The organism is Bacteroides sp. AF39-11AC (assembly GCF_003474285.1).
In the GTDB taxonomy this organism is placed as follows: Bacteria; Bacteroidota; Bacteroidia; order Bacteroidales; family Bacteroidaceae; genus Bacteroides.
The window spans coordinates 157,505-179,817 of the sequence record NZ_QROH01000003.1 but is presented as its reverse complement, the minus strand read 5'-3'; the positions used below and the strand labels follow the sequence as shown (position 1 = coordinate 179,817).

Here is a 22,313-nt window from a genome sequence, read left to right as displayed (position 1 = left end):
AATGAAGACAGTATTTATATCGATATTAATGGCCATACTACCATTGACATCTCAAACTAACGAGGTGGTGTATTTTGAAGGAAATGCTCTGGTTCACCCTGGTGAAACAGCCTCGTTGGCAGTATATCCTGAAAATGTATCTTATACATACGAATGGAATTCTGATCCTGAATTTTAAAAAGCCCAGAATGTTTTTGATATTGACATACAAAGAAATAAAATAAGCATGACTCCCCATGCAGGATTAAATACCGGAGTTTCTAATGTTTTTTGTTCTGTGTATGACGAGTACGGGAATTTAATAGGAAAAACTAGTACTTGTGTAATGATATACTAATCGATATAATGAAGACTCTTACGGTCTTCATTCATAAATGATGATTGAAACAGCTGGTTCGTGAGAATCGGCTGTTTTTGACTATATTGGTCTATAAAATCCCTTTGTTTATAGAATGTTATTTTAAATATCTTAAAATATTGGGACTTGATGTATTTCATTGATTATCTTTGCCGCAAAGCGAAGATAAGCTGCACCTCAGCATAAAAAAAGAACTTGTTCTCTTTATTCTGCATCCAATTTGCATTATCTTTGCGCTCGAAAACGAAAATATGGTTTTCATTGAAGTTTAATAGAGATTTAATAAGATATTGAAGACTATAACGGTCTTCATTCATAGATGATGATTGGGACAGTCGGTTCGTGAGAATCGGCTGTTTTTTTGTTTCTGTTTGTTTGCATATCAACGGATGTAATGTTACTTTTGCCGGACGAGGTCAGGTGGCCTCGTTTTTAACCTCTGAATAACAATGGCACAAAGCAAGAAATTTATCTCTCCGGGAGCATGGTTTTCCATGATGTATCCCGCAGACTGGAATGAATTTGAAGATGGAGAAGGCTCTTTTCTCTTCTATAATCCTAATGAATGGACCGGAAATTTCCGTATCTCTGCATACAAAGGCAATGCGACGTATGCCAGAGAAGTAATCCGGCAGGAACTGAAAGACAATCCTTCGGCTGTTTCCGTAAGGATAGGAAATATGGAATGTGCTTACAGTAAAGAGATGTTTGAGGAAGACGGAGCTTATTATACTTCTCATCTTTGGATTACCGGTATGGGCGATGTGGCTTTCGAATGTTCTTTTACTGTCAGTAAGGGTTCGTCTGCGGCAGAAGCCGAGGCGGTTGTTGCTTCATTGGAAATACGCAAAGAGGGAGTGAAATATCCGGAAGAAATTATTCCTGTCCGCCTGTCCGAAATTTATCAGATTAATGAAGCTTTTGAGTGGGTGACAAACACTGTGAAGGAGCAACTGAAAAAAGACTTCCAGGGAATGGAGGAAGATTTGGACAGCATGCAGCAGGTCATCGATAGTGGAACTATCGGTCCGAAGAAGAAAGAAGCGTGGCTCTCTTTCGGTATTGCCATCTGTGTGATTCTTGCCAATGAAGTAGATGGCTTGGAGTGGATGACCCTGATAGATGGTAATCGCGAAGCTCCTGTGCTGCAGAATCTTACTACCGGAGAATGGATTGATCCCATGAAATTAGTGTGGAGCAAAGTGAAGGCAGGGGAATCTTGCAATCTGTCAGAGACCTACAAAACCCTTCTTTAATTTTTAATTTATAATTTTTAATTGTGATTAGTTATCTTCAGATAGAGAATTTGACCAAATCGTTTGGTGATTTGGTATTGCTTGAGAATGTTGCTCTCGGTGTAGCAGAAGGACAACGTATCGGATTGATTGCCAAGAATGGTAGCGGTAAAACTACCTTACTGAATATCATTGCCGGGAAAGAGGGATATGACAGTGGAAATATATCTTTCCGCCGTGACCTCCGGGTAGGGTATTTGGAACAAGACCCGCAATATCCGGAAAACCTGACTGTATTGGAAGCCTGTTTTCATCATGGCAACAGTACCGTAGAATTGATTAAGGAATACGAACGTTGCATGGAGACGGAAGGGCATCCGGGACTCGATGAAATCCTGATACGCATGGACCATGAAAAAGCATGGGATTATGAGCAGAAGGCCAAGCAAATTCTATCTCAGTTGAAGATACGTAATTTCGACCAGCAAGTAAAGCACCTTTCCGGTGGTCAACTGAAGCGTGTGGCACTTGCCAACACCCTTATCACTGAACCGGATTTTCTGATCCTGGATGAGCCTACCAACCACCTCGATCTTGATATGACTGAATGGCTGGAAGATTATTTGCGCCGCACCAACCTCAGTCTGCTTATGGTGACGCACGACCGCTATTTTCTGGATCGTGTCTGCACCGAAATCATTGAAATAGACAATCGTCAGATTTATCAATATAAAGGAAACTATAGTTATTATTTGGAGAAACGGCAGGAACGTATTGATGCAACGAATGTCGAGATCACCCGCGCCAACAATCTGTATCGCACAGAGTTGGAATGGATGCGTCGTATGCCGCAAGCTCGTGGGCATAAAGCGCGTTATCGCGAAGAGGCTTTCTATGAACTGGAGAAAGTAGCTAAACAGCGTTTTAATAACGACAATGTGAAGCTGGATGTGAAAGCATCCTATATCGGCAGTAAGATATTCGAAGCGGACCATGTGTACAAATCATTCGGTGACCTGAAGATATTGGAAGACTTCTCTTACATCTTTGCCCGTTATGAAAAGATGGGTATTGTGGGAAATAATGGTACCGGTAAATCTACTTTTATTAAAATCCTGATGGGAGAAGTAAAGGCAGACAGTGGAACAATTGATATTGGTGAGACGGTGCGCTTCGGTTATTACTCTCAGGATGGCTTGCAGTTTGATGAACAGATGAAAGTCATTGATGTGGTGCAGGATATTGCCGAAGTCATAGAACTGGGTAATGGCAAGAAACTGACTGCTTCCCAATTCCTGCAGCATTTCCTTTTCACTCCCGAAACCCAACACAGTTATGTCTATAAGTTGAGTGGTGGAGAACGCCGCCGCCTGTACTTGTGCACGGTACTGATGCGCAATCCTAACTTCCTTGTATTGGATGAGCCTACCAACGACTTGGATATTATCACTCTAAATGTGCTGGAAGAGTATTTGCAGAATTTCAAGGGTTGTGTGATTGTGGTCAGCCATGACCGCTATTTTATGGATAAAGTAGTAGACCACATGCTGGTATTCAACGGTCAGGCAGATATCCGTGATTTCCCCGGAAATTATACCCAGTATCGTGATTGGAAAGAGGAAAGGGCTCGGTTGGAAAAGGAGAAAGAAAAAGAAGCCTCTAAACCGCAGGAAGATAAAACCGCTAAAGTGCGTCTGAATGAAAAACGTCGGATGTCCTTTAAGGAGAAAAGGGAATTTGAACAGCTGGAACAGGAAATCGCTACATTGGAAGAAGAAAAGAAAACCATTGAAGCTGCCCTGTGCAGTGGTACCTTATCCGTAGAAGAACTCACTGAGAAATCAAAGCGTTTGCCCGAAATTACGGATTTGATTGATGAAAAGACCATGCGCTGGCTGGAACTTAGTGAGATAGAAGATTGATAGGATGCAAGTTGGTGAGATGATAAATGATAAAATTATGAGCAACAGAACTGGAAATTTAACGAACTATCATAGTCATAGCTTATATTGCGACGGACGTGCTAATATGGAAGACTTTATCCGCTTTGCCCTGAGCGAAGGATTTACTTCTTATGGATTTTCTTCCCATGCCCCTCTGCCGTTTTCTACAGCGTGGACTATGGAGTGGGACTCTATGGATGATTATCTGGCTGAATTCCATCGTCTGAAGGCTAAGTATGCCGGACAAATAGAACTCTATATCGGTCTGGAGATTGACTATCTGAATGAAGAGAGCAATCCGTCTGTTGCCCGTTTCCGCGAATTACCGTTGGATTACCGTATCGGTTCTGTACACTTGCTTTATGATGATAAGGGAGAAATAGTGGATGTGGATGTGACGGCTGATAAATTCCGCAGACTTGTGGATAAACATTTCAATGGTGACCTGGTGAGAGTGGTGCATCTTTATTATGACCGTTTGATGCGTATGGTGGAACTGGGCGGTTTTGATATTGTCGGTCACGCTGACAAAATGCACTATAACGCATCTGCTTATCATCCCGGCTTACTGGATGAACCTTGGTATGATGCTTTGATTCAGGAATATTTTGATGCTATTGCCCGCAAAGGATATATCGTAGAGGTTAATACAAAATCTTATCTGGAATTGGGTACTTTCTATCCCAATGAACGCTACTTCCCTGTATTGCTTGAAAAGGGAATCCGTGTACAGGTTAATAGTGATTCCCACTACCCGGAGCGTATAAACAACGGACGCCTGCAAGCTTTGATGGCCCTGCAAGCGTCCGGTTATCACACTGTCACGGAGATGTACAATAATGAGTGGAAAGATATGCCACTCCTCATTCATACATAACTCCAGTGACTTTTTCTTATATATTATTTCTTCTTTAACAAGAAATCTTCAATTGCCTTTTGGTAAGTGGCTTTATCAGCTGCACCACGGAAAAGCTGAGGTTCTCCTTCCATCGGAATGAATACAAAGAGAGGAATGCTGCTTGCATTGAATAATGCGGCAAGTTCACGTTCTTTGTCCACATTCACTTTGTAGATCACGATCTTTCCGGCGTATTCTTTTGCCAGATCTTTCATGATGGGCGCTGTCATGCGGCAGGGACCACACCAGTCGGCATACAAGTCAATGATGGCGGGTTTGTCACCCTTATATTTCCAGTCCTGGGATTTCTCGTAATCGAATACATCTTTAATAAACATATCCTTGTTCATTACGATTACTTCTCCGCTCTTGGCTTCTTTTTGTTCCGGTTCATTGGGTTGTGCTTTTGCTCCATCCTTGCAGGCGAATGTCAGTACGCTGGCAAAAATCAGAATGGCAAATGTTAGTACTTTCTTCATAATGTTTGTTCTTTATGAATTTTGTTCAATGACGCCTTTCAGCTCACTGCCCTTAATAACTCCGGAATGACGCCAAACGGCTTCACCTTTCTTGAATACGATAAAAGTGGGTACCGCTTGTATACGATACTTAGCAGCCAGTTCCTCATGTTGGTCTACATCGATTTTCACGATGCGGGCACCATCACCGATTTGTTCTTTCAGCTCTTCCAATACAGGATGCATTGCCTTACATGGGCCACACCAAGTTGCAAAAAAGTCTACTAAAACAGGTTTTTCTGATTGTATAAGTTCTTCAAATTTCTCCATAATCTTTTCCTTTCTGTTATTACTACAAGTTTTTTTATTACTACAAAATTAGTGTTATTGTCTGTAGTTAGAAACAGTTTCGGGTATGTATTGTTCACGCCCTTTTATCCTTTATGGCCGTTTAGGGCATATTTTGGCTATTTTTTAGATTCGTTGTCAGAATGAAACATTTTCCAGTGGAAATGATTTCCTGAAAAGAAACACTCCTACAGATATTGTACAGATATCTGTAGGAGTGAATTATTGAGGGTCCGAATACATAGACGGACTTTCTTTTATTCCGCAATCGTCAATTCCTTGATGATGTGTGAAGCTCCGGCATACTTCTCTATGATGAATAAAGTATAGCGGATATCTACACAGGCGGCACGTTGTGATGAAGGGCGGAAGGCGATATCTCCTGTGAGACCTTCATAATTACGGTCGAAACCTGTACCGATAAGTTCACCTTTGGCATTGAATACCGGACTGCCGGAGTTACCACCGGTGTTATCCGTGTTCACGATGAAACAGATAGGCATTTCACCGTTCGGCATGGCATAGCGACCGAAGTCTTTTGCCTGATACAACTGTTTCAGTTTTGCAGGAATCACAAATTCCCAGTTATTGGGATCTTCCTTTTCCATGGCACCTTTGAGGGTGGTGTAATAGCCATATTCCACTCCGTCCGCAGGTTCATACGGTAACACTTGTCCGTAAGTGAGACGCAGGGTAGAGTTGGCGTCCGGATAGATCGGAGTGCCTGCACTGCGCTTCATATCCATCATTCCTTTTACCCACACTTTATGCGCGGCATTATAGTTCTTGTTGGCCTCTGCCATGGCGATGGCGGTCTGCAACAAGCCATCGGTGATGGAATGCTTGAACAACACCATCCAGTCGAAGCCCAGTTTATAAGAGCCCGGCTTGCGGATAAACTTCTTGAAGTTCTCTTTATTTCCAAAAATAGAGTGGTCGAAGCAAGCGTCCACAAAAGCATCACTATTCCCCTTGAAACGCTTATCGATCACTTCAAAGATACTGATACGTTGTTCTGCGGGGATATATTGCATGTAAGTCTGCAGCATTTTCTTGGCAACAATGCGTTCCACTTCGGGGAAAGGCACGGAGGCAAAATACTTGTCTGCGGCAATCTTCAAGCTATCTGCGGCAGTTTTAATCTGCGCTTTGTCCTTGCTTTTCAAGGCGGCCAGCATGGCAGAAGTGTTGGGAATGCGCATGAAGTCCAATCCCGTTACCAATGCTTCCTGAATGGCTTGCTGGTGATAAAGGGCGGGGCGGAGATGCTCGACGATGCTGCGTATCTGGTCGAATGCTTTCTGATAAGAGTCGTCACCCTGTTCGCGTCCGCGGGCGAGGAGTTGTTCCTGTTGAGCACGTTTAGTATCAAGCACTTTCAGGCGGACAAGCCCTTCGTTCATACCGATGGCATTCTTCCAATAGTTGGCAGATGAAGCATACTTGCTGGCGTAATGGATACGTACGGCGGGGTCTTTCTGCATCTGTTCCATTAATGCTTCCTGGCGTACACCGCGTACATGATGGCGCATGAAATTCGTAGTTTCCATACGTTCTTCCACTTCGTCGGAGATCATATAACGCCAGTTGCGTCCGGGGAATCCCATAACGAACGTGAAGTCACCTTCCTTGTAGCCGGCAAGGCTGATCGTAAGGTGTTTCTTTACCTTCAAGGGTACATTATCTTTGGAGTATTCCGCAGGTTTTCCATCCTTGTCGGCATAAATGCGGAACAGGGAGAAGTCACCTGTATGGCGCGGCCACATCCAGTTGTCGGTATCTGCACCAAACTTACCTATGGAAGAAGGAGGTGCACCTACCATGCGGATATCACTATACGTAGTCTTGATGAACAGATAGTAACGGTTTCCGCCATAGAAAGCTTTCAGCTCCAGTTTGCGTCCCGGAGTCAGGGCAATGCCTTGTTCGGAAGAAAAACGTTCGGCCACTTCTTTCAGGTACTTGGGAGAGAGATAATTGGTACCATTCGGGTCCGGATCTATCTTCAACTGTTCGTTGACGTAATCAGTCACATCCAGTATCTCATCAATATAAGTGATGGTAAGTCCCTTGCAGGGAAGTTCTTCTTCACGGCTCATGGCCCAGAAACCATCCGTCAGATAGTCGTGTTCCACCGTGCTGTGCTGTTGGATAGAACCATAGCCACAGTGGTGGTTGGTCAATACCAATCCTTCGGCAGAGATGACTTCACCTGTACACCCTCCGCCGAAGTGGATCACTGCGTCTTTCAGTGCGATGCCGTCGGGGTTATAAATCTGGTTAGCCGGAATCAGTAATCCCAGTTCTGTCATAGCCACTTCGTTCTGCTTTTGCAGGTCGGTCAGCATCCACATACCTTCGTCGGCGTGTGCTGATAGCACTGTGAATGTCAGGAATAATGATAGTATATTCTTTTTCATATAAAGGAGCGTTAGAGATAGTTCAGAAAGGGGTAGAATCACTATACGACTGAATAGGGTTAAGTATACGACTGAACCCTATTCAGTCGTATACTCATCTATGTTCAGTTGCAGAGGCATCTTTCCACAGGGTGGTTGATTACTCTACAATGTTCATTTCCTTTATCAGATGCTCGCATCCTCCCAGTTTTTCGAGGATGAACAGTACATAACGGATATCCAGATTGATACAACGTTGCAAGTTGTTATCGAAATTGATGTCCCCACTCAGAGACTCCCAGTTACCGTCGAAAGCACATCCGATCAATTCACCGTTTGCATTCAGTACCGGGCTACCGGAGTTACCACCGGTAATATCGTTCGTGCTCAGGAAGCAAACCGGCATATCACCGTTTGGCAACGCATAGCGTCCGAAGTCTTTCTTCTGAATCAGTTCCTTCAATTTGGCAGGAACTACGAATTCACGGTCTTCGGGGTTTTCTTTTTCCAGAATACCGTCTGTAGTGGTATAGTATTTATAGTGTACGGCATCACGCGGATTGTAAGATTTTACATTACCGTAGGTCAGACGGATGGTGAAGTTGGCATCCGGATAAGATGGAACAGGCTCTTTCATTTCGCCCAGACCACGGATATATGCTTTGTGCAGCAAGGCCAGTTCTTTGGAAGTGCTGTTCAAATCTTTTGCCAGTGCCATCAACTTTTCAATCTTGGCACGTGAATATTGGGTTGCAATATCCTTCTCGATAGCTTTTACCGTAGGCTTCTTTAAGAACTTATCGAAGTTAGCCTGATTGGCCAGGATGGAGTTGTCATACATAGCATCGATGTAAGCATTGTAATCACCTTTGAATTCCTTTTCGATAGTCTGATAGAAAGCCGGACGCTGTTCTGCCGGAATGATTTCGGCATATACCGGGAAGATAGCTTTAGCCACTTTACGGTCTACTTCATGGTCATAGTCTTTGTTGTGGATATCAGCAAAAACTTCTTTCAACTGCTCTATGGATTTGTTGATAAGAGAGTCATTCTTCTCTTCCAGGCCTTTTTTCAGATTGTCCATAACCATGTACGGGCTACCGAATTCAATGGCACCGCTGAATGCTTCTGTCAGGTAGTAATACTGACCGGTCACCGGCATTGTCTGGCTCACAATCGCATCGATTTTTTCTACTACACCTTCGTATTCCGGCTTGCCTTTGGCGAACTCAGCGAATTTCTTCTCCTGTTCTGCTTTCGTACCCAGCACATCATTATCAATGATAGCCTTATTCATACCGATAGAGTTCTTCCAGTAGTTGCTGCTACCGGCATACTTGTTGGCATACTGAATACGAGTTTTGTCGCTGGCGGCCATCACTTCTTTCAGTACGGCAAGACGTGCGCCACGAATGGTGATGCGTGGCTGGTTCTGTGCCTCCATACGTTCTTTTACTTCCGATACGGTGAGGTAGCGGCTTGTACTTCCGGGGAATCCCATAATCATGGCATAGTCACCTTCTTCCAGTCCTTTGATGGAGATGGGCAGGTATTTCGGAGTTTTCAGGGGCACGTTTGATGCTGAATATTCTGCGGGATCACCATTAGCGTCAGCATAAATGCGGAACATGGAGAAGTCTCCCGTGTGGCGTGGCCACATCCAGTTGTCTGTCTCTCCACCGAATTTACCGATAGAGGAGGGGGGAGCAGCTACCATGCGTACGTCTGTGTATACTTTCTTGTAGAACAGGTAGTATTTGTTACCGGCATAGAATGGCAATGCTTGTACTTCGATGCCCTTCTTGTCCTTCAGATCGCTTTTTTCGAATAATTCCTTAGCCAGTTTGTTGAGGAACGGGCGAGTCATTGCATTCACTTCCGTCACTTCGCCGGCAGCGATTTTCTGGTTTACGATATCCGTGATATCTTCAATACGGTCCACGAACTGGAACTTCAATCCCGGAGTAGGCAATTCCTCGCTACGGTTTTTGGCCCAGAAACCATCTGTCAGATAGTCGTGTTCCACACTACTGTGTTGTTGGATAGAAGCATAACCACAATGGTGGTTTGTCAGAATCAAGCCTTCCGGTGAAATGATTTCACCCGTACAGCCTCCACCGAAGATGCCTACCGCATCTTTCAGTGAAACTCCACCTGGATTGTACAAATCATCCGCTTCCAGTTTCAGTCCTTGTTTTTTCATTAACTCAATGGAATTCTGCTGTTTCATCAACTGCAGCAACCACATTCCTTCGTCGGCACGCATTGCAGAGCCGAACGCCAGCGCAGAAAGCGCCACTAAATAGGTTCTAATTTTCATTCTTACTTGATTATTATGAGTTCGATTTTATGAAATCCATTACATTGGCGGGCGGGCGTTGATTCATCAACTCGTTCTTCATGAAGTCCATATACGGAGCCACATGACTGAAGAAGCGATGATACCCCTTGCAGAGATAGTTTAATCCCGGTTCGCCGGTTGCCGTCCGTGCAAAACGGTTCTTGGGGCATTCGCCATTGCAGGCAAACAGCCACTCACATTCACGGCACTGAGTAGGCAACGATTGCTGTTTCATCTGCCCGAAAGCCTGTTGCTTTTCACTGTACATCATTTCCACCAGTGTCTTCTGGTAAATGTTTCCCAGCTTGTATTCGGGGAATACAAAATGGTCGCAGGAATATACATCTCCGTTGAATTCCATTACTCCGGCATGTCCGCAGGTCTTTGCCATGGTGCATACCCCCGGCTGTTCGCCTATCCAGTTGGCCAGGGTAGAGTCAAACAACTGAATGTAATATGTGCCTACATCCTTTTTCACCCATTCGTCGAAGAGGGTACAGAGGAAATTGCCCCATTGCTCCGGGCTGACGGAAAAGTCCGCCAGTTCGGCCACCTCTTCACGATCGGCCAGTGAGGCCAGATGTCGTCCGTCCTGATGTCCGAATACGCGCTCTACGATGGGGGCAAACTGTATGTAGTGGCAGCCTATTTCCTTGAAGAAGTTGTAAAATTCCAGCGGATAATCGGCATTGTAGTCATTCACTACTGCCATTCCGTTCCATTCTACACCGTGCTTCTTCAATAAATTGATGCCTTGCATCACCTTTACGAAAGAGGGTTTTCCCTGCTTGTTTTTTCGATATTCGTCATGAAACTCCTGCGGCCCGTCGATAGAGACTCCCACCAGCCAGTTGTTTTCACGGAAGAATTCGCACCATTCATCCGTCAGCATGGTTCCGTTGGTCTGTATGCTGTTGTCTATGGTGCGTCCGCGTGCATATTTTTTTTGCAGCTCCATCGCCTTTTTGTAGAAAGACAACGGGCGCATCAGGGTTTCCCCGCCATGCCAGGTAAACATTACCTGCGGCATGGTTTGCGAATTAATATACTCTTCAATAAACTTTTCCAGCAACTCTTCGCTCATTACATGCTTTGGGTTGTTCTGGTATAGTTTGCTCTTTTCCAGGTAGTAACAGTAGTCGCATGCAAGGTTGCATACGGCGCCTACCGGTTTCAGCATGACGTAGAGTGGCTTGGCAAAAGGAGCATAAGTTGACATAGGAGACTATCTTGTTTCAGTAATAGGGTTTACATTTTGTTACTTATCACTGCAAAAATAAGTAAACTAAATGAAATATCCTTTCTTTTCTCCCTCCTTATAAGGATTATTAATGGAAAAAAGAGAGCAAAATTTAAATATTGATAAAAAGTTTCTTTACAGCGCGAATAGGTTGTACCTTTGTATCGTGTTTCATAAAAATCGTTTCCTGCATGATTAGAATGAATGTGAACCGTATTTTGCCCTTAATGCTTTTGCTCGTGCTTTTTGCTTCGTGCAGTCGCAAGTATAAAGTGGAGGGTGTGTCATCGGTGACCAGTCTCGACGGTAAGATGTTATACCTGAAAACGCTCCGCGACGGGCAATGGATAACAATTGACTCTGCCGAAGTGGTACACGGTTTGTTCTCAACGAGTGGCCCGTCAGACTCTGTAATGATGGTGACGCTCTACATGAATGATGAGGCTATCATGCCTCTTGTACTCGAAAACGGTAAAGTTGAAGTCTCCATATCCAACTCTCAACTCACCGCTAAAGGTACGCCGCTAAACAATGCTTTGTATGAATTCATCGAAAAGCGCAATGCGCTTGAGCTGAAGATTGAAGAACTGGAAAAGAAAGAGGCACGTATGGTTCTGGATGGCGCCGCATTGGATGACATCCACGAGCAACTGACTCAGGAGGGAGAGGCCTTGATAAAAGAAATGAATGACTATATAAAGGAATTTATTTCTGCCAATTATGAGAATGTCCTTGGTCCCAGTGTATTCATGATGATGTGCAGCACGCTGCCTTATCCTATCATGACCCCACAGATAGAGGATATCATCCGTACGGCTCCCCAGTCTTTCAAGAGTACTCCTTTGGTGAGGGAATTCCTCGATAAAGCCAAAGAGAATATGAAATTAATAGAGGAACATCGACGCATGGAGGAGAGCAATCATTGATCCTCGTTTTTTACCATTCCCTTGTATTCTTCCGGTAAAGCACTTTCTACGGCGGCGTAGGCTTCGGCCATCGTCGCCTTGATGTTTTCTATACCTTGCCCTTTGGGAGGGATAGGATCATGGATAGTGAGTATCATACGGTATGGGTGTATCCACTTGCCCGTGCGGGGGAGGATTTGGAATGATCCGTCGATAGTGACGGGCACCACTTCTAGCTGTAACTCGTCTGCCAATTGAAATGCACCTTTCTTGAAGTATCCCATGTGTCCTGTAAAAGTACGTGCACCTTCCGGAAATACCACCAATGATACGCCATCTTTCAGTGAAGCCTTTGCCTGACGAATGGTTTCCAGTACTTTCTTAGGTCCAGAACGGTCTACAAAGATGTGTCCTGCGCTTTCGCAGGCTTTTCCTACGAAAGGTAATTTCCGCAGGCTCTTCTTCATCATCCACTTGAAGTTGCGTCCCAGGAATCCGTAGATCAGGAAGATATCGAATGCACCCTGATGATTGGGTACGAATACGTACGACGTATGTTTATGTATCTTTTCCCGGCCGCGCACCTTTACAGGGATCAGCAGGAAAATGCAAATTAGTTGTGACCATATTTTTCCGGGATAATATCCCCAGATGTGTGCACCGCCTATCAGTGAGCCGACAATCGTGACCAAAGCCGTAAGAATAGTCAATACCAGCAGAATTGGCAATGCAAAACATATTTGGTAAATATAATAGAGTATCTTCATAGGTGTTGGATTTTTATTGCTGCAAAGATATGCATTTTGATTTAGATATACTACCCGGCAATGGCACTTTTAGTTTGCCCCGATAATACTCTTTCTGACAGGGCTACACCCTTTGCCCCGGATGGTGTAGCTATCTGCCCCAAAGGGTGTAGCCATCCGGAGTAAAGGGTGTAACCCTTTTTAATACCCTCTAAAAGGGGCTCCTGATGGGGTGATGCGGATGTTCAGGCAACGTTTGGTTGTGAATTTCTGATTTGTGAAAAACGAAAAAGGGAACAGTTATTCTTCCCTTATATCTCCTTACAGGAAATGTCTAACTAAATGTGTGGGATATTATGAAAAATGGAAACTTGAAAGGTATGAAATTAGTGTTAGGGCGCAAAATAAATGACTTGTGTTATGGTGGAGAGAATAAACGAATCATTATGAATTTGGATAGTGAATAGCAATTTGCTTATCTTGATATTGAAAAATACTTTAATGATTAATATGTGGTTAGTTTGTTAATGAAGTGATATCTTTCTGGTAATGTCATTTTTAATACTACAAACGATGTCATAATGTAAAACAAGTAATGTTGTGATACGAAACATTCTTTGTTTTGTATCATAACATTGCTTGTTGTCACCTCTCCTTTAAGGTAATTGAGGCTTAGAGGTTTTATACCTTACTGTATAATGGTCGTTTCTTTTATTGCCGGTTGTTTGTTTGCTATATTAAAAGAATGGAACAGTGAAAAGCTTTATAAAGACTTTGAGACGTCTTGCTGGGGGTCAAGTTAGGGTCAGGGTCACCTATAACCCCACTCGTAGATGAAAATATTCTTTTGATATTGGTATGTTGTTGTTGTACAGCGAGATGGATATTTGCTTGTGTGCTGAATATCGCTTTGGAATCTATTTTGATATATTGGCAATCTACATAGTTTTGATGATTCTTTATGGGTAAAAAAACGATATTGTGTGGCCTTGGTATATGTAAAAGTTTTTGGGAAGAATAAGGCTTATTTTATAGATTAGTTTTCTGTTTTATCTGTCTGCCTGTTGAGCGTTTATTTAGTAGGTACTTCTATACGGAATATTTCTTGACATGGGATGCAATCACTCTTTCCATTTGAGTAAAATGCGGGGGTATAGGTGACCCTGACCCCTGAATTGACCTCTTGGTTTCTTCTTTGTTGACTTTTAATATGTTGATAATCAGTGGGTAATAGCTGTTTTGAACTCCTATTTATTAAATTAAATGATGTATGTCTTTCAGGGGATATTGGACTGGATTCTTTAGATTTGCTGACTGAAAAAACTTTATTGTTGTAGTCTGAAAGGAGATTCTTTGAGTACATATAGATTATACCTGCCTATATCAGAAGATGTTTTTAAATGTGAAGCGATTTTATGATATAATTGCTTGATGATGGGTTTCTTTTTATGTACTTTTGTGGCATACACATTTATAAATGCCATGAAATACTATAAACAAACATTATACATATTGTGCGGATTGTTGTTGACTACTGTAGGCTTGCTTGTGTACTCACTGTACCTAAGCGGGGTGGAAAATCAGGGGAAAGATAAAATGACTGCTGAAATGTTATTAAAGGATGCAGCAACAGCCTGGGTGAGTCAGGAGCTTGAGCAACAGAGAATACCATTTTATTCGGCAGGCGGTAATAATGAAGAGAAGATTTCCAAACGTCGCATTGTAACAGCAACAGGACCACTAATTGTAGAAATTGATTCTGTAAAAGAAACGAAGAGATTACTTTCCTCGGATTTTTTGGCTTCTATGGCTCGTTATTTACTTATGTCTGGTGTTTCGTCTATTGATGGATTGAATGAACAATGGCAAAAGAAATTGAATGCGAGTTTACCTCATTATTATTCAGCTTTTGAATTCATACCTCAAATGTCCAATAATGAAGAGAATCTGAAACAAACTCTTGCTGGAAATCAAGCCTTTTGTCTGCCTGAAAATAAACTCGGAGATTATTATTTGGATAATATGTATTTTCTTGAAGTGAAGGCCTATTTGTCTGCACCATCTGTGTGGTGGTGTGCAGACTGGAGGCGTATGGATATTGTTTTATACATTGGAGGGTTAATATTAGGAATATGCATCTTGGCATTTCTACTTATATATAATAGGGATAGAATTCCAAATAATAAAGTGGATGTTCTGCCATCCGCTGTTCTTCTTCAGTATGATGATTTTTTATCTACTGATAAAATAGTATCAGAAGATGAAGTAGTCTGTAGCCTTGGTAATGCTAAATACCAACTACGTGAAATTCTTTTTAATGAAAAGGAAATGACCATAACTTATAAAGGGCAGATGAAACAATGTTCTAAGCAGCCGTATAAGTTGTTATCTGCTTTTATCCATGCTAAAGACCATTTTTTGTCGGATGGTAGAATCGCTGAAATTTGTGATTGGAATTTGGATGATATTGGTTTGGAAGGTAAAAGAAAAACTGCTATATCCAAGCTTCGGAGATTACTTGAAAGTGATAATTCGCGCGTGAATATTGTCCGTATGCGAAATGAAAAAGATGAAGTTGGCTTTGTTTTGTTATTGACAAAATAAATAAATCCTTAATTTTTAATTAAAAAAGGCGTTTTAAGGGGGTAAGAATTTTCTTACCCCCTTAAGGCGTTATAAAATCAATGAAACATATATGAAATATTTGTGTAATCTTTATATTTGCCACATTGAAAAATCAATAAAAAGTATGATTTATGAAAAACAGAATTAAAAAAAATCTGGTAATTGTATTAATAGTAGTTGCTATTGTAAGTGGATATATTGTAAAAAGTCAGCCATCATCGGAGGTGTCTCCTTTATTATTAGAAAATGTAGAAGCTTTGGCGAGGGGAGAGTATGATGGAGTTTATTGTTTCGGTATTGGAACTGTCGATTGTCCGTTTAATAATATCAAAGTAGATTCTTATTATGCTCCGTATAGCTTACTTTATTAGTATCCTCTTTTTTCTTCTTTCCTGTACTTCCCAATCAACTGTCTCTATGAATAATGGATATGTTGATTTCCCTGAAGTCCGGGAACTAAAAGCAAAGACGATACAACTGGATACAGCCTTATTTCGCTACCCCTTTCGGGTACATGCTTGGGACAATAAAGCTGTGGTGCTGGATTTGCATGGAACGGATCATTATTTTCATGCATTCAGTTATCCGGAATTTCGGTATCTGTCTTCCTTTGGTAAGAAGGGAGATGCCCCCGAAGAGATGCTTTCAGCAGAAAACTTCCGATGGAGTGAAAAAGGCTTGTGGATATTGGATGCAAATAAGTCGGAACTGACAGAGTTGGGTTTTACTTTATCCAGTGACACGTTGTTTTGTCAGGAAGTAGTGAAGTTAGATAAAGCAATCCTCCGAGCTTTAGATTTTGTAATATATGAGGACTCCACTTTTATCATTCCTGACTATACAGGTGATAACCGTTTCTGTCAGGTCAGTTCAGAGGGAAGGTTGTTACGGAAGTTCGGGGTAATCCCTTCTGCCAACGAAGAAGCTTTGGCAAATTCTCGTCCTGCATTGGCGCAGGCTTGGCGTAGTTTTATTGACTACAACCCTCGTAAGGGTGTGTTGGTTGCTGCTACCCAGTTGGGTGAGGTTCTGGAAATCTATAACTTGAAAGACAGTACGCATGTTGCCTGTATCGGTCCGCATGGCGAGCCGGAGTTTCAGGTCGCAGAGGGTTATGGCATACCGACAGGTATTATGGGCTTTGGCGATGTACAAGTGACGGACAATGCTATTTATGCTGTTTTCCAAGGGAAAAGTTTCAAGGATATTATGGAGAGTGCCAAACAGGGAAACAAATTACCGGATGGAGGACAATCTATTTATGTGTTTAGCCTGAAAGGTGAACCGCTTCGGAAATATGTGTTGGACCATTATGTTCATGGCATTTTTGTTGATGAACAGAGAGGTGTTATTACAGCTTTGGATGTGAATATGGATGAGCCGATATTGGAATACAGTATTAACTGTATGTTTTAATTGTGAATTGGTATGTTTTTGATTCTGTGCTAAATATAATTTTATCGGTGTATTATGTCTGTAATCTATTTTGTAGGAAAATGAATATTTTGCGTAAAATGAAGCTATTATTTACTGTAAGATAAACTCTATATCGGAATTGGTCTGAGTAGAGAATGTTTAATTTTAATATTTTATGATTATGAGAAGATTTTTTAAGTTTCTTGTGGTGGTAGTTGTTGTAGCTGTTAGCGCAAGTTTAGGTGTTTCAAAGAATGATGTTCAACATCCTGTTCTTCCATCACCTCTTGTTGAAGTAGAAGCAAGTGCAGCTTGTGAAACAAGTTCTAGTAGTTCGTTGAATTATGGACATTGTGTTTCAGACGTTAACAACAAACAAGAGTATTGTGCATCGGGGAAGGGTACGCCTGAGTGTAATGCGACGATTTAATCGTCCGATGAGAACTTTAAAGAAAGTGGTTGACATATATTTTCTTTAAAGTTCTTGTTTGGATGCAGAAACATGTAAGTTACTGAAGATTCTAAACCATTAATTTGTCTTTAGAATTTTTGCTCAGAGTCAGTCATTAGAAAATTAGAATCCTCTTTTAGCATATATTGCCAAAATAAGAATATGTGATATATATTGCAACTGACTTATAAAGGTTTGGTAATAGAGGACTCTAATGGCTGATTTACATTAACGGTTAATTGAATTAGAATATGATAAAGTGTGTAGCATTATGTTTAGGGTTGGGATTGTTGTATTCCTGCTCTTCTGGGAATAAGAAGCAGTTCTTAGTTCCCGATATTAATATTGAAGAAGCCGATGACATTGTTTTCGCATTGGATGATTCTACGGTGCAGAATATGGAATATTTACAATTATTCCAACGTAATGATTCTGACATATTAGCTTTTACAAATGAATATGACAATGCAATAGTCTTTTATGATTATAAGACAAGAAAATATCTAGGACGAACAGAGTTTGCTAAAGAAGGGAATAATGGGATTGGAACTATTTTTTCTTTTTATTATTTAAATCAGGATTCTATATATCTGTATAATTTTACTACTTATTCTTTATTTTTAGCGAATGCAAAGGGTGAGGTTGTGATGAAGAAGGATTTACATACAGTCCCTAATTTGTCGAAGGACTCCTTATTTTTCGCTCCACAATTATTTCCGCGAACGAATTCACCATTAAGAAAAATAGGAGATGAACTACTGATCGCAGGCTTTTTCATGAATGAACAGGCTGGTGAAAATTCTGTAAACCGTCCTGTTATGGCGTATTATAATTTATCCAAAAATACTTTGAGATTTTCTGATAGTTATCCTTCCATGTATCATAAAGGAAACTGGGGAGGCGATTTTACTTATCGAAATCCTTTTTATACGTTGTCTCCAAAGAATGAGATCGTATTGGGATTTGCTGCCGACCATAACATCCGGGTACATGGGAAGGATGAAATGGAGTATCATGAATATTATGCAGGGGTAGGTGGAGACTTCGAAATTACTCCAATAGCAAAGGATATTGCGATGAATACAATAGCACGAGAAATTGTTAATCGACATTATACCAGAACTTTGAGTTATCAGGCTATAGTGTATGATAAATACCGAAAAGTTTATTATAGGTTAGCTCTTCTTCCTGATCCGGATATAGATATTAAAGTTGGACTTATCAGGAAACCTATTGAAATTGTAGTCTTAAATGAGCATTTTGAATTAATAGGAAAAAGCGCTATAAAGAGGGAGCGTTATTGGATAAATCAATGCTTTGTAAGTCCAGATGGATTTCATATTCAAATAGAGGCTGATAATGATGATGAATTACGGTTTAAAACCTTTGTTTTGGGAGATTATGAAAAATAGAAGTTTTGTGTGTTTATTATTTATAATGAGTATAATACTATGCAATTGCTCTACAGAAGAGAAAGAATATGCGGAAACCGTTGTTACAACTTTGAAAAAGAATGATGTAAATCTTACAGAATATTCTCATGTAGTTGTTATTCCAAATGTAGGATGTGGAGGCTGTATTTCGGAAGCAGAACATTTTTTTCGTGAGAATAAAGCGCAAGATATATTATTTGTCTTTACTAAAATATCTTCAGAGAAAAGTCTGCGATTAAGATTGGGTAATATGATAAATCAAAAAAACGTTCTGATAGATTCAGAATGCATATATGCTTCTCAAAAGGAGGAAATAAACGTATATCCGGTTATTATTGATATAAGAAATGAGAATAAATATACATGGTGTTTTTTGGACCCTGGTGTTAGTTATGAGACAATTTTAACTTATTAATTACATGGAAAGGAGATAAATGCAATATTTGTATGATATAATGTATTCATCTCTCCCATTTATAGTTAAACTACTGCCATGAGAAAAAGTGTCAATTTGATCCTACTGTTTTTATTCGTTTGTTCTTGTTCTAATCGACATAGCAAGAACATTGATGTCCTATCAATGGCATCGGTTGAGTTGAAAACCGAAAGAGTTAATCATTCGGAAATCATAGCAAGAGGAGCTTTTCCGTTTGTTATGGTCGATTCTATGTTTTTCCTGTTTAATGGAGACCCGTCTTCCGGTGCAGTTGTTTTAAGGGAGTCGGATGCATCAGAAATTGCGCAGTTCCTGACGAAAGGAAATGGATTTGGAGAGTGTATAAATGCTGGCTATATGGGGCGCAGCAAAGATACTCTTTTCATCTACGAAGCATCAACTGTGAGGAAGATGACTTATTTGTTTTCCCTTTCAGGTGATAGCCTGAAATATAAATGTATAGAAGATGTTCGTCCCCAAAATGGTTCTGAATTTTGTTATGCTGTGCATCGTTTAGATAACGGTTTATCTGTGGGAGGCCGATTAATAGGTAAAGATCATTTGTTTGTACTGTTAGATGAAAATTTGGATACAATTACTACTTTTGGAAAAATACCTGTCGAATATACAGGCTCTAATATTATAACATTTACAGGTGATTTGCTGGTAGATGGCAATACGGTTTATTATGCAAGTAATAATTTCACTTATATGGCGGCTTATGAAATATCTAACAGAAAACCTATAGTGAAGTTTGAAAAGATGTTCGTTCCTCCCGTTCTTCTGACTTCAGGAGATAGAATATCTTTTAATAAAAACAAACATTTGGATGGTTTCCTTGCTCTAAAATCCTATAAAGATTATCTATTTGCAACTTATTCAGGGAAACCAAAAGCGGAATTAGATTTGAATGGATCTTCTGCCTTAGTTCCTACCACGATATTAGTATTTGATAAATCGGGTAATCCTTTAGTCAAGTTTACAACTCCATATAAAATTAGGAGCATTGCTTTTACAGATGAAAAGATGTATTTATTGGATTTGGATTGCAATATTGAATCCATTAATATGGATGAAGTGCTGAAATATTTATAGGTGAAAAGTGTCTGTCGCATTTGCTTAATATTGAAATTCATTGCTAATAATAAACGCTGAAATTGCGAATCGTTTTAAGATTATGAAAATTTCTTTTAGTGCATACATGGTTATTCTTATTCTATTTAGTTCTTGTCAAAATAGTAATAAGAACGAAATCATTTCATTGGTGAAGGAGTGGGAAGGTAAAGAAATTCTTTTTCCGACTGGTTCTGTCTTTACTATATTGGAAAGGGATACCGTAGAGCATGCCAAAAATGATGTAGACTACAAAATTGTAACTTATGTGGATTCTACGGGCTGTATGAGTTGTAAACTGCAATTGTCACGTTGGAAAGAGTTTATTCTGGAATTGGATACAATTAGTCCCAAGAAAATTCCTTTTCTGTTTTACTTTTATCCGAAGAATAAGTCAGAACTGAATTTTATTGTTTATCGTAATACTTTTAATTATCCTATTTGCATTGATGAAAAAGATTCCTTCAATAAGTTAAACCATTTCCCTGCAAATATGATGTTTCAAACATTTCTATTGGATAGGGATAATAGGGTACTTGCCATCGGCAATCCCATTCATAGCTCTAAAGTGAAAGAACTTTATCTGAAGATCATTCAAGGTGATAAAGTGCAGCCTAACAATAAGAAGAACATCATTCAAACAGAAGTGAGTGTTGATAAAACCACCATGTTTTTGGATCATTTTGATTGGCATAAGGAACAGCATGCAAAATTTATACTGACGAATACAGGAAAGGAACTTTTGATGATATATGATGTAACGACTTCATGTGGCTGTACTGAAGTGGCTTATTCAAAGGAACCTACGCGTCCGGGCGCTTCTGTATCATTGAATGTCACTTATAAAGCAGAGCATCCCGAACGGTTTGATAAATCCATTACCGTATATTGTAATGCAACATCTTCACCGTTGCAACTGAGGGTAAAGGGAGAAGCTGAATAATCTTTTTGCAAGAACCGGTAAACGAACAGAGTGAAAATGACGAAGAATAAACCCCATAAGAAAAAGAACTTAGGTTGGTATCTGGATCAGGCACTGAACCTGATACTGCTATTTGGGGGATTGGCATTGATTTGGATATTGCTTCAAGTGACCTGTATTGTTACATTCAAGATTCCTTCTGATTCGATGGAGCCTGCCCTACTTGCCGGAGACAATATTCTGGTGAATAAATGCGTGATGGGAGGGCGTCTGTTCAATGTATGGGATGCTTTGGGAGACAAGGAAGTAGACATATACCGTTTACCCGGATTAGGCAAGGTGAAAAGAAATGATGTGTTGGTTTTCAATTTCCCCTACTTGGAACAACGTTGGGACAGTGTCGCATTTAGGGTAATGAAATATTATGTGAAGCGTTGTGTTGCTTTGCCCGGTGATACATTTGAAATAAGTAGGGGGCATTATAAAGTACATGGCTATACCTCAGAATTGGGCAATGTGAAGTCACAGGATGATTTGATGCGGATTATTGAGCGTGGCCGGGAAGTGGACTGTGGAATTGTGATGAGGGGTTATCCTTATAGTGATATTGTGGATTGGGATATAATGAATTTTGGTCCTTTATATCTTCCGGCAAAAGGTGATGTGATAGAGATGACTTCCAAGCATGTTGCCTTGTATCGGAATGTAATAGAATGGGAACAAAAAAAGAAACTTTTGTTACGTGGAGATACGGCTTTGTTGAACGATAGTGTAATACACACATACCGTTTCAAGGAGAATTATTATTTTGTGGCAGGTGATAAGGTGATGAACTCTCAGGATTCCCGCTATTGGGGCTTGTTGCCCGAATCTTTTATTGTAGGGAAGGCTGTCAGGATATGGAAGTCTGTAGATAGAAATACGGATAAAATAAGGTGGAACAGGATATTTAAAAAGATAGAATGATAAAGTAAAGGAGGTGTTATCGAATGAAAAAGTAATATATTTCGGATGAGCAAGTAATATATTTGTTCATTCTGCGGAAG

General features: G+C 40.6%; 20 protein-coding genes. 14 read left to right on the top strand and 6 right to left on the bottom strand.

What is annotated here, in order from left to right; translation table 11 throughout:
* Window position 1 precedes the first annotated feature (1 nt).
* The 4 genes from DW036_RS25470 (at window position 2) to DW036_RS06395 (ending at window position 4,413) form a co-directional block, all read left to right on the top strand.
* A complete protein-coding gene (locus DW036_RS25470; RefSeq protein WP_158585946.1) occupies window positions 2-178 on the top strand; it encodes a hypothetical protein in 177 nt (58 codons plus the stop codon).
* A gap of 629 nt (window positions 179-807) precedes the next feature.
* On the top strand, window positions 808-1,614 hold the full coding sequence (locus DW036_RS06405; RefSeq protein WP_118462219.1) for a DUF3805 domain-containing protein: 807 nt from the start codon (window positions 808-810) through the stop codon (window positions 1,612-1,614).
* A 23-nt stretch (window positions 1,615-1,637) separates the two neighbouring features.
* Entirely contained in the window at window positions 1,638-3,515 is a 1,878-nt protein-coding gene (gene abc-f / locus DW036_RS06400) for a ribosomal protection-like ABC-F family protein (RefSeq protein WP_118462217.1), read from the top strand.
* A gap of 37 nt (window positions 3,516-3,552) precedes the next feature.
* Window positions 3,553-4,413 (top strand): histidinol-phosphatase, encoded by an 861-nt coding sequence (locus DW036_RS06395; RefSeq protein ID WP_118463131.1) that lies wholly within the window; start codon window positions 3,553-3,555, stop codon window positions 4,411-4,413.
* A 23-nt stretch (window positions 4,414-4,436) separates the two neighbouring features.
* Here the strand turns inward: DW036_RS06395 and DW036_RS06390 are convergent, their stop codons facing one another.
* From DW036_RS06390 to DW036_RS06370, 5 genes are all read right to left on the bottom strand, one after another.
* A complete protein-coding gene (locus tag DW036_RS06390) occupies window positions 4,437-4,913 on the bottom strand; it encodes a co-chaperone YbbN (protein ID WP_007214478.1) in 477 nt (158 codons plus the stop codon).
* 12 nt (window positions 4,914-4,925) lie between these two features.
* Window positions 4,926-5,222 carry a thioredoxin gene (trxA, locus tag DW036_RS06385; RefSeq protein WP_118462215.1) on the bottom strand — a complete coding sequence of 99 codons (297 nt, stop codon included), beginning with the start codon at window positions 5,220-5,222 and terminating at the stop codon, window positions 4,926-4,928.
* Window positions 5,223-5,497: 275 nt separating this feature from the next.
* Window positions 5,498-7,660 carry a S46 family peptidase gene (locus DW036_RS06380; RefSeq protein WP_118462213.1) on the bottom strand — a complete coding sequence of 721 codons (2,163 nt, stop codon included), beginning with the start codon at window positions 7,658-7,660 and terminating at the stop codon, window positions 5,498-5,500.
* 139 nt (window positions 7,661-7,799) lie between these two features.
* Entirely contained in the window at window positions 7,800-9,959 is a 2,160-nt protein-coding gene (locus DW036_RS06375) for a S46 family peptidase (RefSeq protein WP_022392612.1), read from the bottom strand.
* A 13-nt stretch (window positions 9,960-9,972) separates the two neighbouring features.
* Complete coding sequence (locus tag DW036_RS06370) at window positions 9,973-11,199, bottom strand: anaerobic sulfatase-maturation protein (protein WP_118220669.1); 1,227 nt, start codon at window positions 11,197-11,199, stop codon at window positions 9,973-9,975.
* Between the two features lie 212 nt (window positions 11,200-11,411).
* On the opposite strand from DW036_RS06370, the gene DW036_RS06365 reads away from it, so the two are divergent.
* The gene (locus tag DW036_RS06365; protein WP_118462211.1) at window positions 11,412-12,146 is read left to right on the top strand and encodes a DUF4369 domain-containing protein; all 735 of its coding nucleotides are present in this window, start codon (window positions 11,412-11,414) and stop codon (window positions 12,144-12,146) included.
* Here the strand turns inward: DW036_RS06365 and DW036_RS06360 are convergent.
* Window positions 12,140-12,892, bottom strand: coding sequence for a 1-acyl-sn-glycerol-3-phosphate acyltransferase (locus DW036_RS06360; protein WP_118462210.1), 753 nt, complete (start codon window positions 12,890-12,892; stop codon window positions 12,140-12,142). The two genes, DW036_RS06365 and DW036_RS06360, sit on opposite strands and share 7 nt — an antisense overlap.
* A 1,461-nt stretch (window positions 12,893-14,353) precedes the next feature.
* Between DW036_RS06360 and DW036_RS06355 the strand changes: the two genes are divergently transcribed.
* From DW036_RS06355 to lepB, 9 genes are all read left to right on the top strand, one after another.
* Entirely contained in the window at window positions 14,354-15,475 is a 1,122-nt protein-coding gene (locus tag DW036_RS06355; RefSeq protein ID WP_233560331.1) for a hypothetical protein, read from the top strand.
* A gap of 152 nt (window positions 15,476-15,627) precedes the next feature.
* Window positions 15,628-15,867 carry an NVEALA domain-containing protein gene (locus DW036_RS06350; RefSeq protein ID WP_118462206.1) on the top strand — a complete coding sequence of 80 codons (240 nt, stop codon included), beginning with the start codon at window positions 15,628-15,630 and terminating at the stop codon, window positions 15,865-15,867.
* The gene (locus tag DW036_RS06345) at window positions 15,842-16,912 is read left to right on the top strand and encodes a BF3164 family lipoprotein (protein WP_118462205.1); all 1,071 of its coding nucleotides are present in this window, start codon (window positions 15,842-15,844) and stop codon (window positions 16,910-16,912) included. Before DW036_RS06350 ends, DW036_RS06345 begins: the two co-directional genes overlap by 26 nt.
* A 181-nt stretch (window positions 16,913-17,093) precedes the next feature.
* Complete coding sequence (locus DW036_RS25395; RefSeq protein WP_147401437.1) at window positions 17,094-17,342, top strand: hypothetical protein; 249 nt, start codon at window positions 17,094-17,096, stop codon at window positions 17,340-17,342.
* Window positions 17,343-17,614: 272 nt separating this feature from the next.
* Complete coding sequence (locus DW036_RS06340; RefSeq protein WP_118462203.1) at window positions 17,615-18,775, top strand: DUF4221 family protein; 1,161 nt, start codon at window positions 17,615-17,617, stop codon at window positions 18,773-18,775.
* Window positions 18,723-19,211, top strand: a complete 489-nt coding sequence (locus DW036_RS06335; RefSeq protein WP_147401436.1) for a hypothetical protein — start codon at window positions 18,723-18,725, stop codon at window positions 19,209-19,211. The genes DW036_RS06340 and DW036_RS06335 overlap by 53 nt, the downstream gene beginning before the upstream one ends.
* Before the next feature lie 78 nt (window positions 19,212-19,289).
* Window positions 19,290-20,327 carry a hypothetical protein gene (locus DW036_RS06330; RefSeq protein WP_022392600.1) on the top strand — a complete coding sequence of 346 codons (1,038 nt, stop codon included), beginning with the start codon at window positions 19,290-19,292 and terminating at the stop codon, window positions 20,325-20,327.
* An 82-nt stretch (window positions 20,328-20,409) separates the two neighbouring features.
* On the top strand, window positions 20,410-21,288 hold the full coding sequence (locus DW036_RS06325) for a DUF1573 domain-containing protein (RefSeq protein ID WP_022392599.1): 879 nt from the start codon (window positions 20,410-20,412) through the stop codon (window positions 21,286-21,288).
* A gap of 36 nt (window positions 21,289-21,324) precedes the next feature.
* Window positions 21,325-22,233, top strand: a complete 909-nt coding sequence (gene lepB / locus DW036_RS06320) for a signal peptidase I (protein ID WP_118462199.1) — start codon at window positions 21,325-21,327, stop codon at window positions 22,231-22,233.
* The last annotated feature ends 80 nt before the right edge of the window (window positions 22,234-22,313 follow it).

Bases quoted from the DNA above. Each gene is read 5' to 3' on its own strand.
- DW036_RS06340 (WP_118462203.1), top strand. From the start codon at position 17,615: ATGATAAAGTGTGTAGCATTATGTTTAGGGTTGGGATTGTTGTATTCC.
- trxA (WP_118462215.1), bottom strand. From the start codon at position 5,222: ATGGAGAAATTTGAAGAACTTATACAATCAGAAAAACCTGTTTTAGTA.
- DW036_RS06330 (WP_022392600.1), top strand. From the start codon at position 19,290: ATGAGAAAAAGTGTCAATTTGATCCTACTGTTTTTATTCGTTTGTTCT.
- DW036_RS06395 (WP_118463131.1), top strand. From the start codon at position 3,553: ATGAGCAACAGAACTGGAAATTTAACGAACTATCATAGTCATAGCTTA.
- DW036_RS06370 (WP_118220669.1), bottom strand. From the start codon at position 11,199: ATGTCAACTTATGCTCCTTTTGCCAAGCCACTCTACGTCATGCTGAAA.
- DW036_RS06360 (WP_118462210.1), bottom strand. From the start codon at position 12,892: ATGAAGATACTCTATTATATTTACCAAATATGTTTTGCATTGCCAATT.
- DW036_RS06405 (WP_118462219.1), top strand. From the start codon at position 808: ATGGCACAAAGCAAGAAATTTATCTCTCCGGGAGCATGGTTTTCCATG.
- DW036_RS06390 (WP_007214478.1), bottom strand. From the start codon at position 4,913: ATGAAGAAAGTACTAACATTTGCCATTCTGATTTTTGCCAGCGTACTG.
- DW036_RS06335 (WP_147401436.1), top strand. From the start codon at position 18,723: ATGATGATGAATTACGGTTTAAAACCTTTGTTTTGGGAGATTATGAAA.
- DW036_RS25470 (WP_158585946.1), top strand. From the start codon at position 2: ATGAAGACAGTATTTATATCGATATTAATGGCCATACTACCATTGACA.
- DW036_RS06355 (WP_233560331.1), top strand. From the start codon at position 14,354: ATGAAATACTATAAACAAACATTATACATATTGTGCGGATTGTTGTTG.
- DW036_RS06350 (WP_118462206.1), top strand. From the start codon at position 15,628: ATGAAAAACAGAATTAAAAAAAATCTGGTAATTGTATTAATAGTAGTT.
- DW036_RS06375 (WP_022392612.1), bottom strand. From the start codon at position 9,959: ATGAAAATTAGAACCTATTTAGTGGCGCTTTCTGCGCTGGCGTTCGGC.
- DW036_RS25395 (WP_147401437.1), top strand. From the start codon at position 17,094: ATGAGAAGATTTTTTAAGTTTCTTGTGGTGGTAGTTGTTGTAGCTGTT.
- DW036_RS06345 (WP_118462205.1), top strand. From the start codon at position 15,842: ATGCTCCGTATAGCTTACTTTATTAGTATCCTCTTTTTTCTTCTTTCC.
- DW036_RS06365 (WP_118462211.1), top strand. From the start codon at position 11,412: ATGATTAGAATGAATGTGAACCGTATTTTGCCCTTAATGCTTTTGCTC.
- lepB (WP_118462199.1), top strand. From the start codon at position 21,325: ATGACGAAGAATAAACCCCATAAGAAAAAGAACTTAGGTTGGTATCTG.
- DW036_RS06325 (WP_022392599.1), top strand. From the start codon at position 20,410: ATGAAAATTTCTTTTAGTGCATACATGGTTATTCTTATTCTATTTAGT.
- DW036_RS06380 (WP_118462213.1), bottom strand. From the start codon at position 7,660: ATGAAAAAGAATATACTATCATTATTCCTGACATTCACAGTGCTATCA.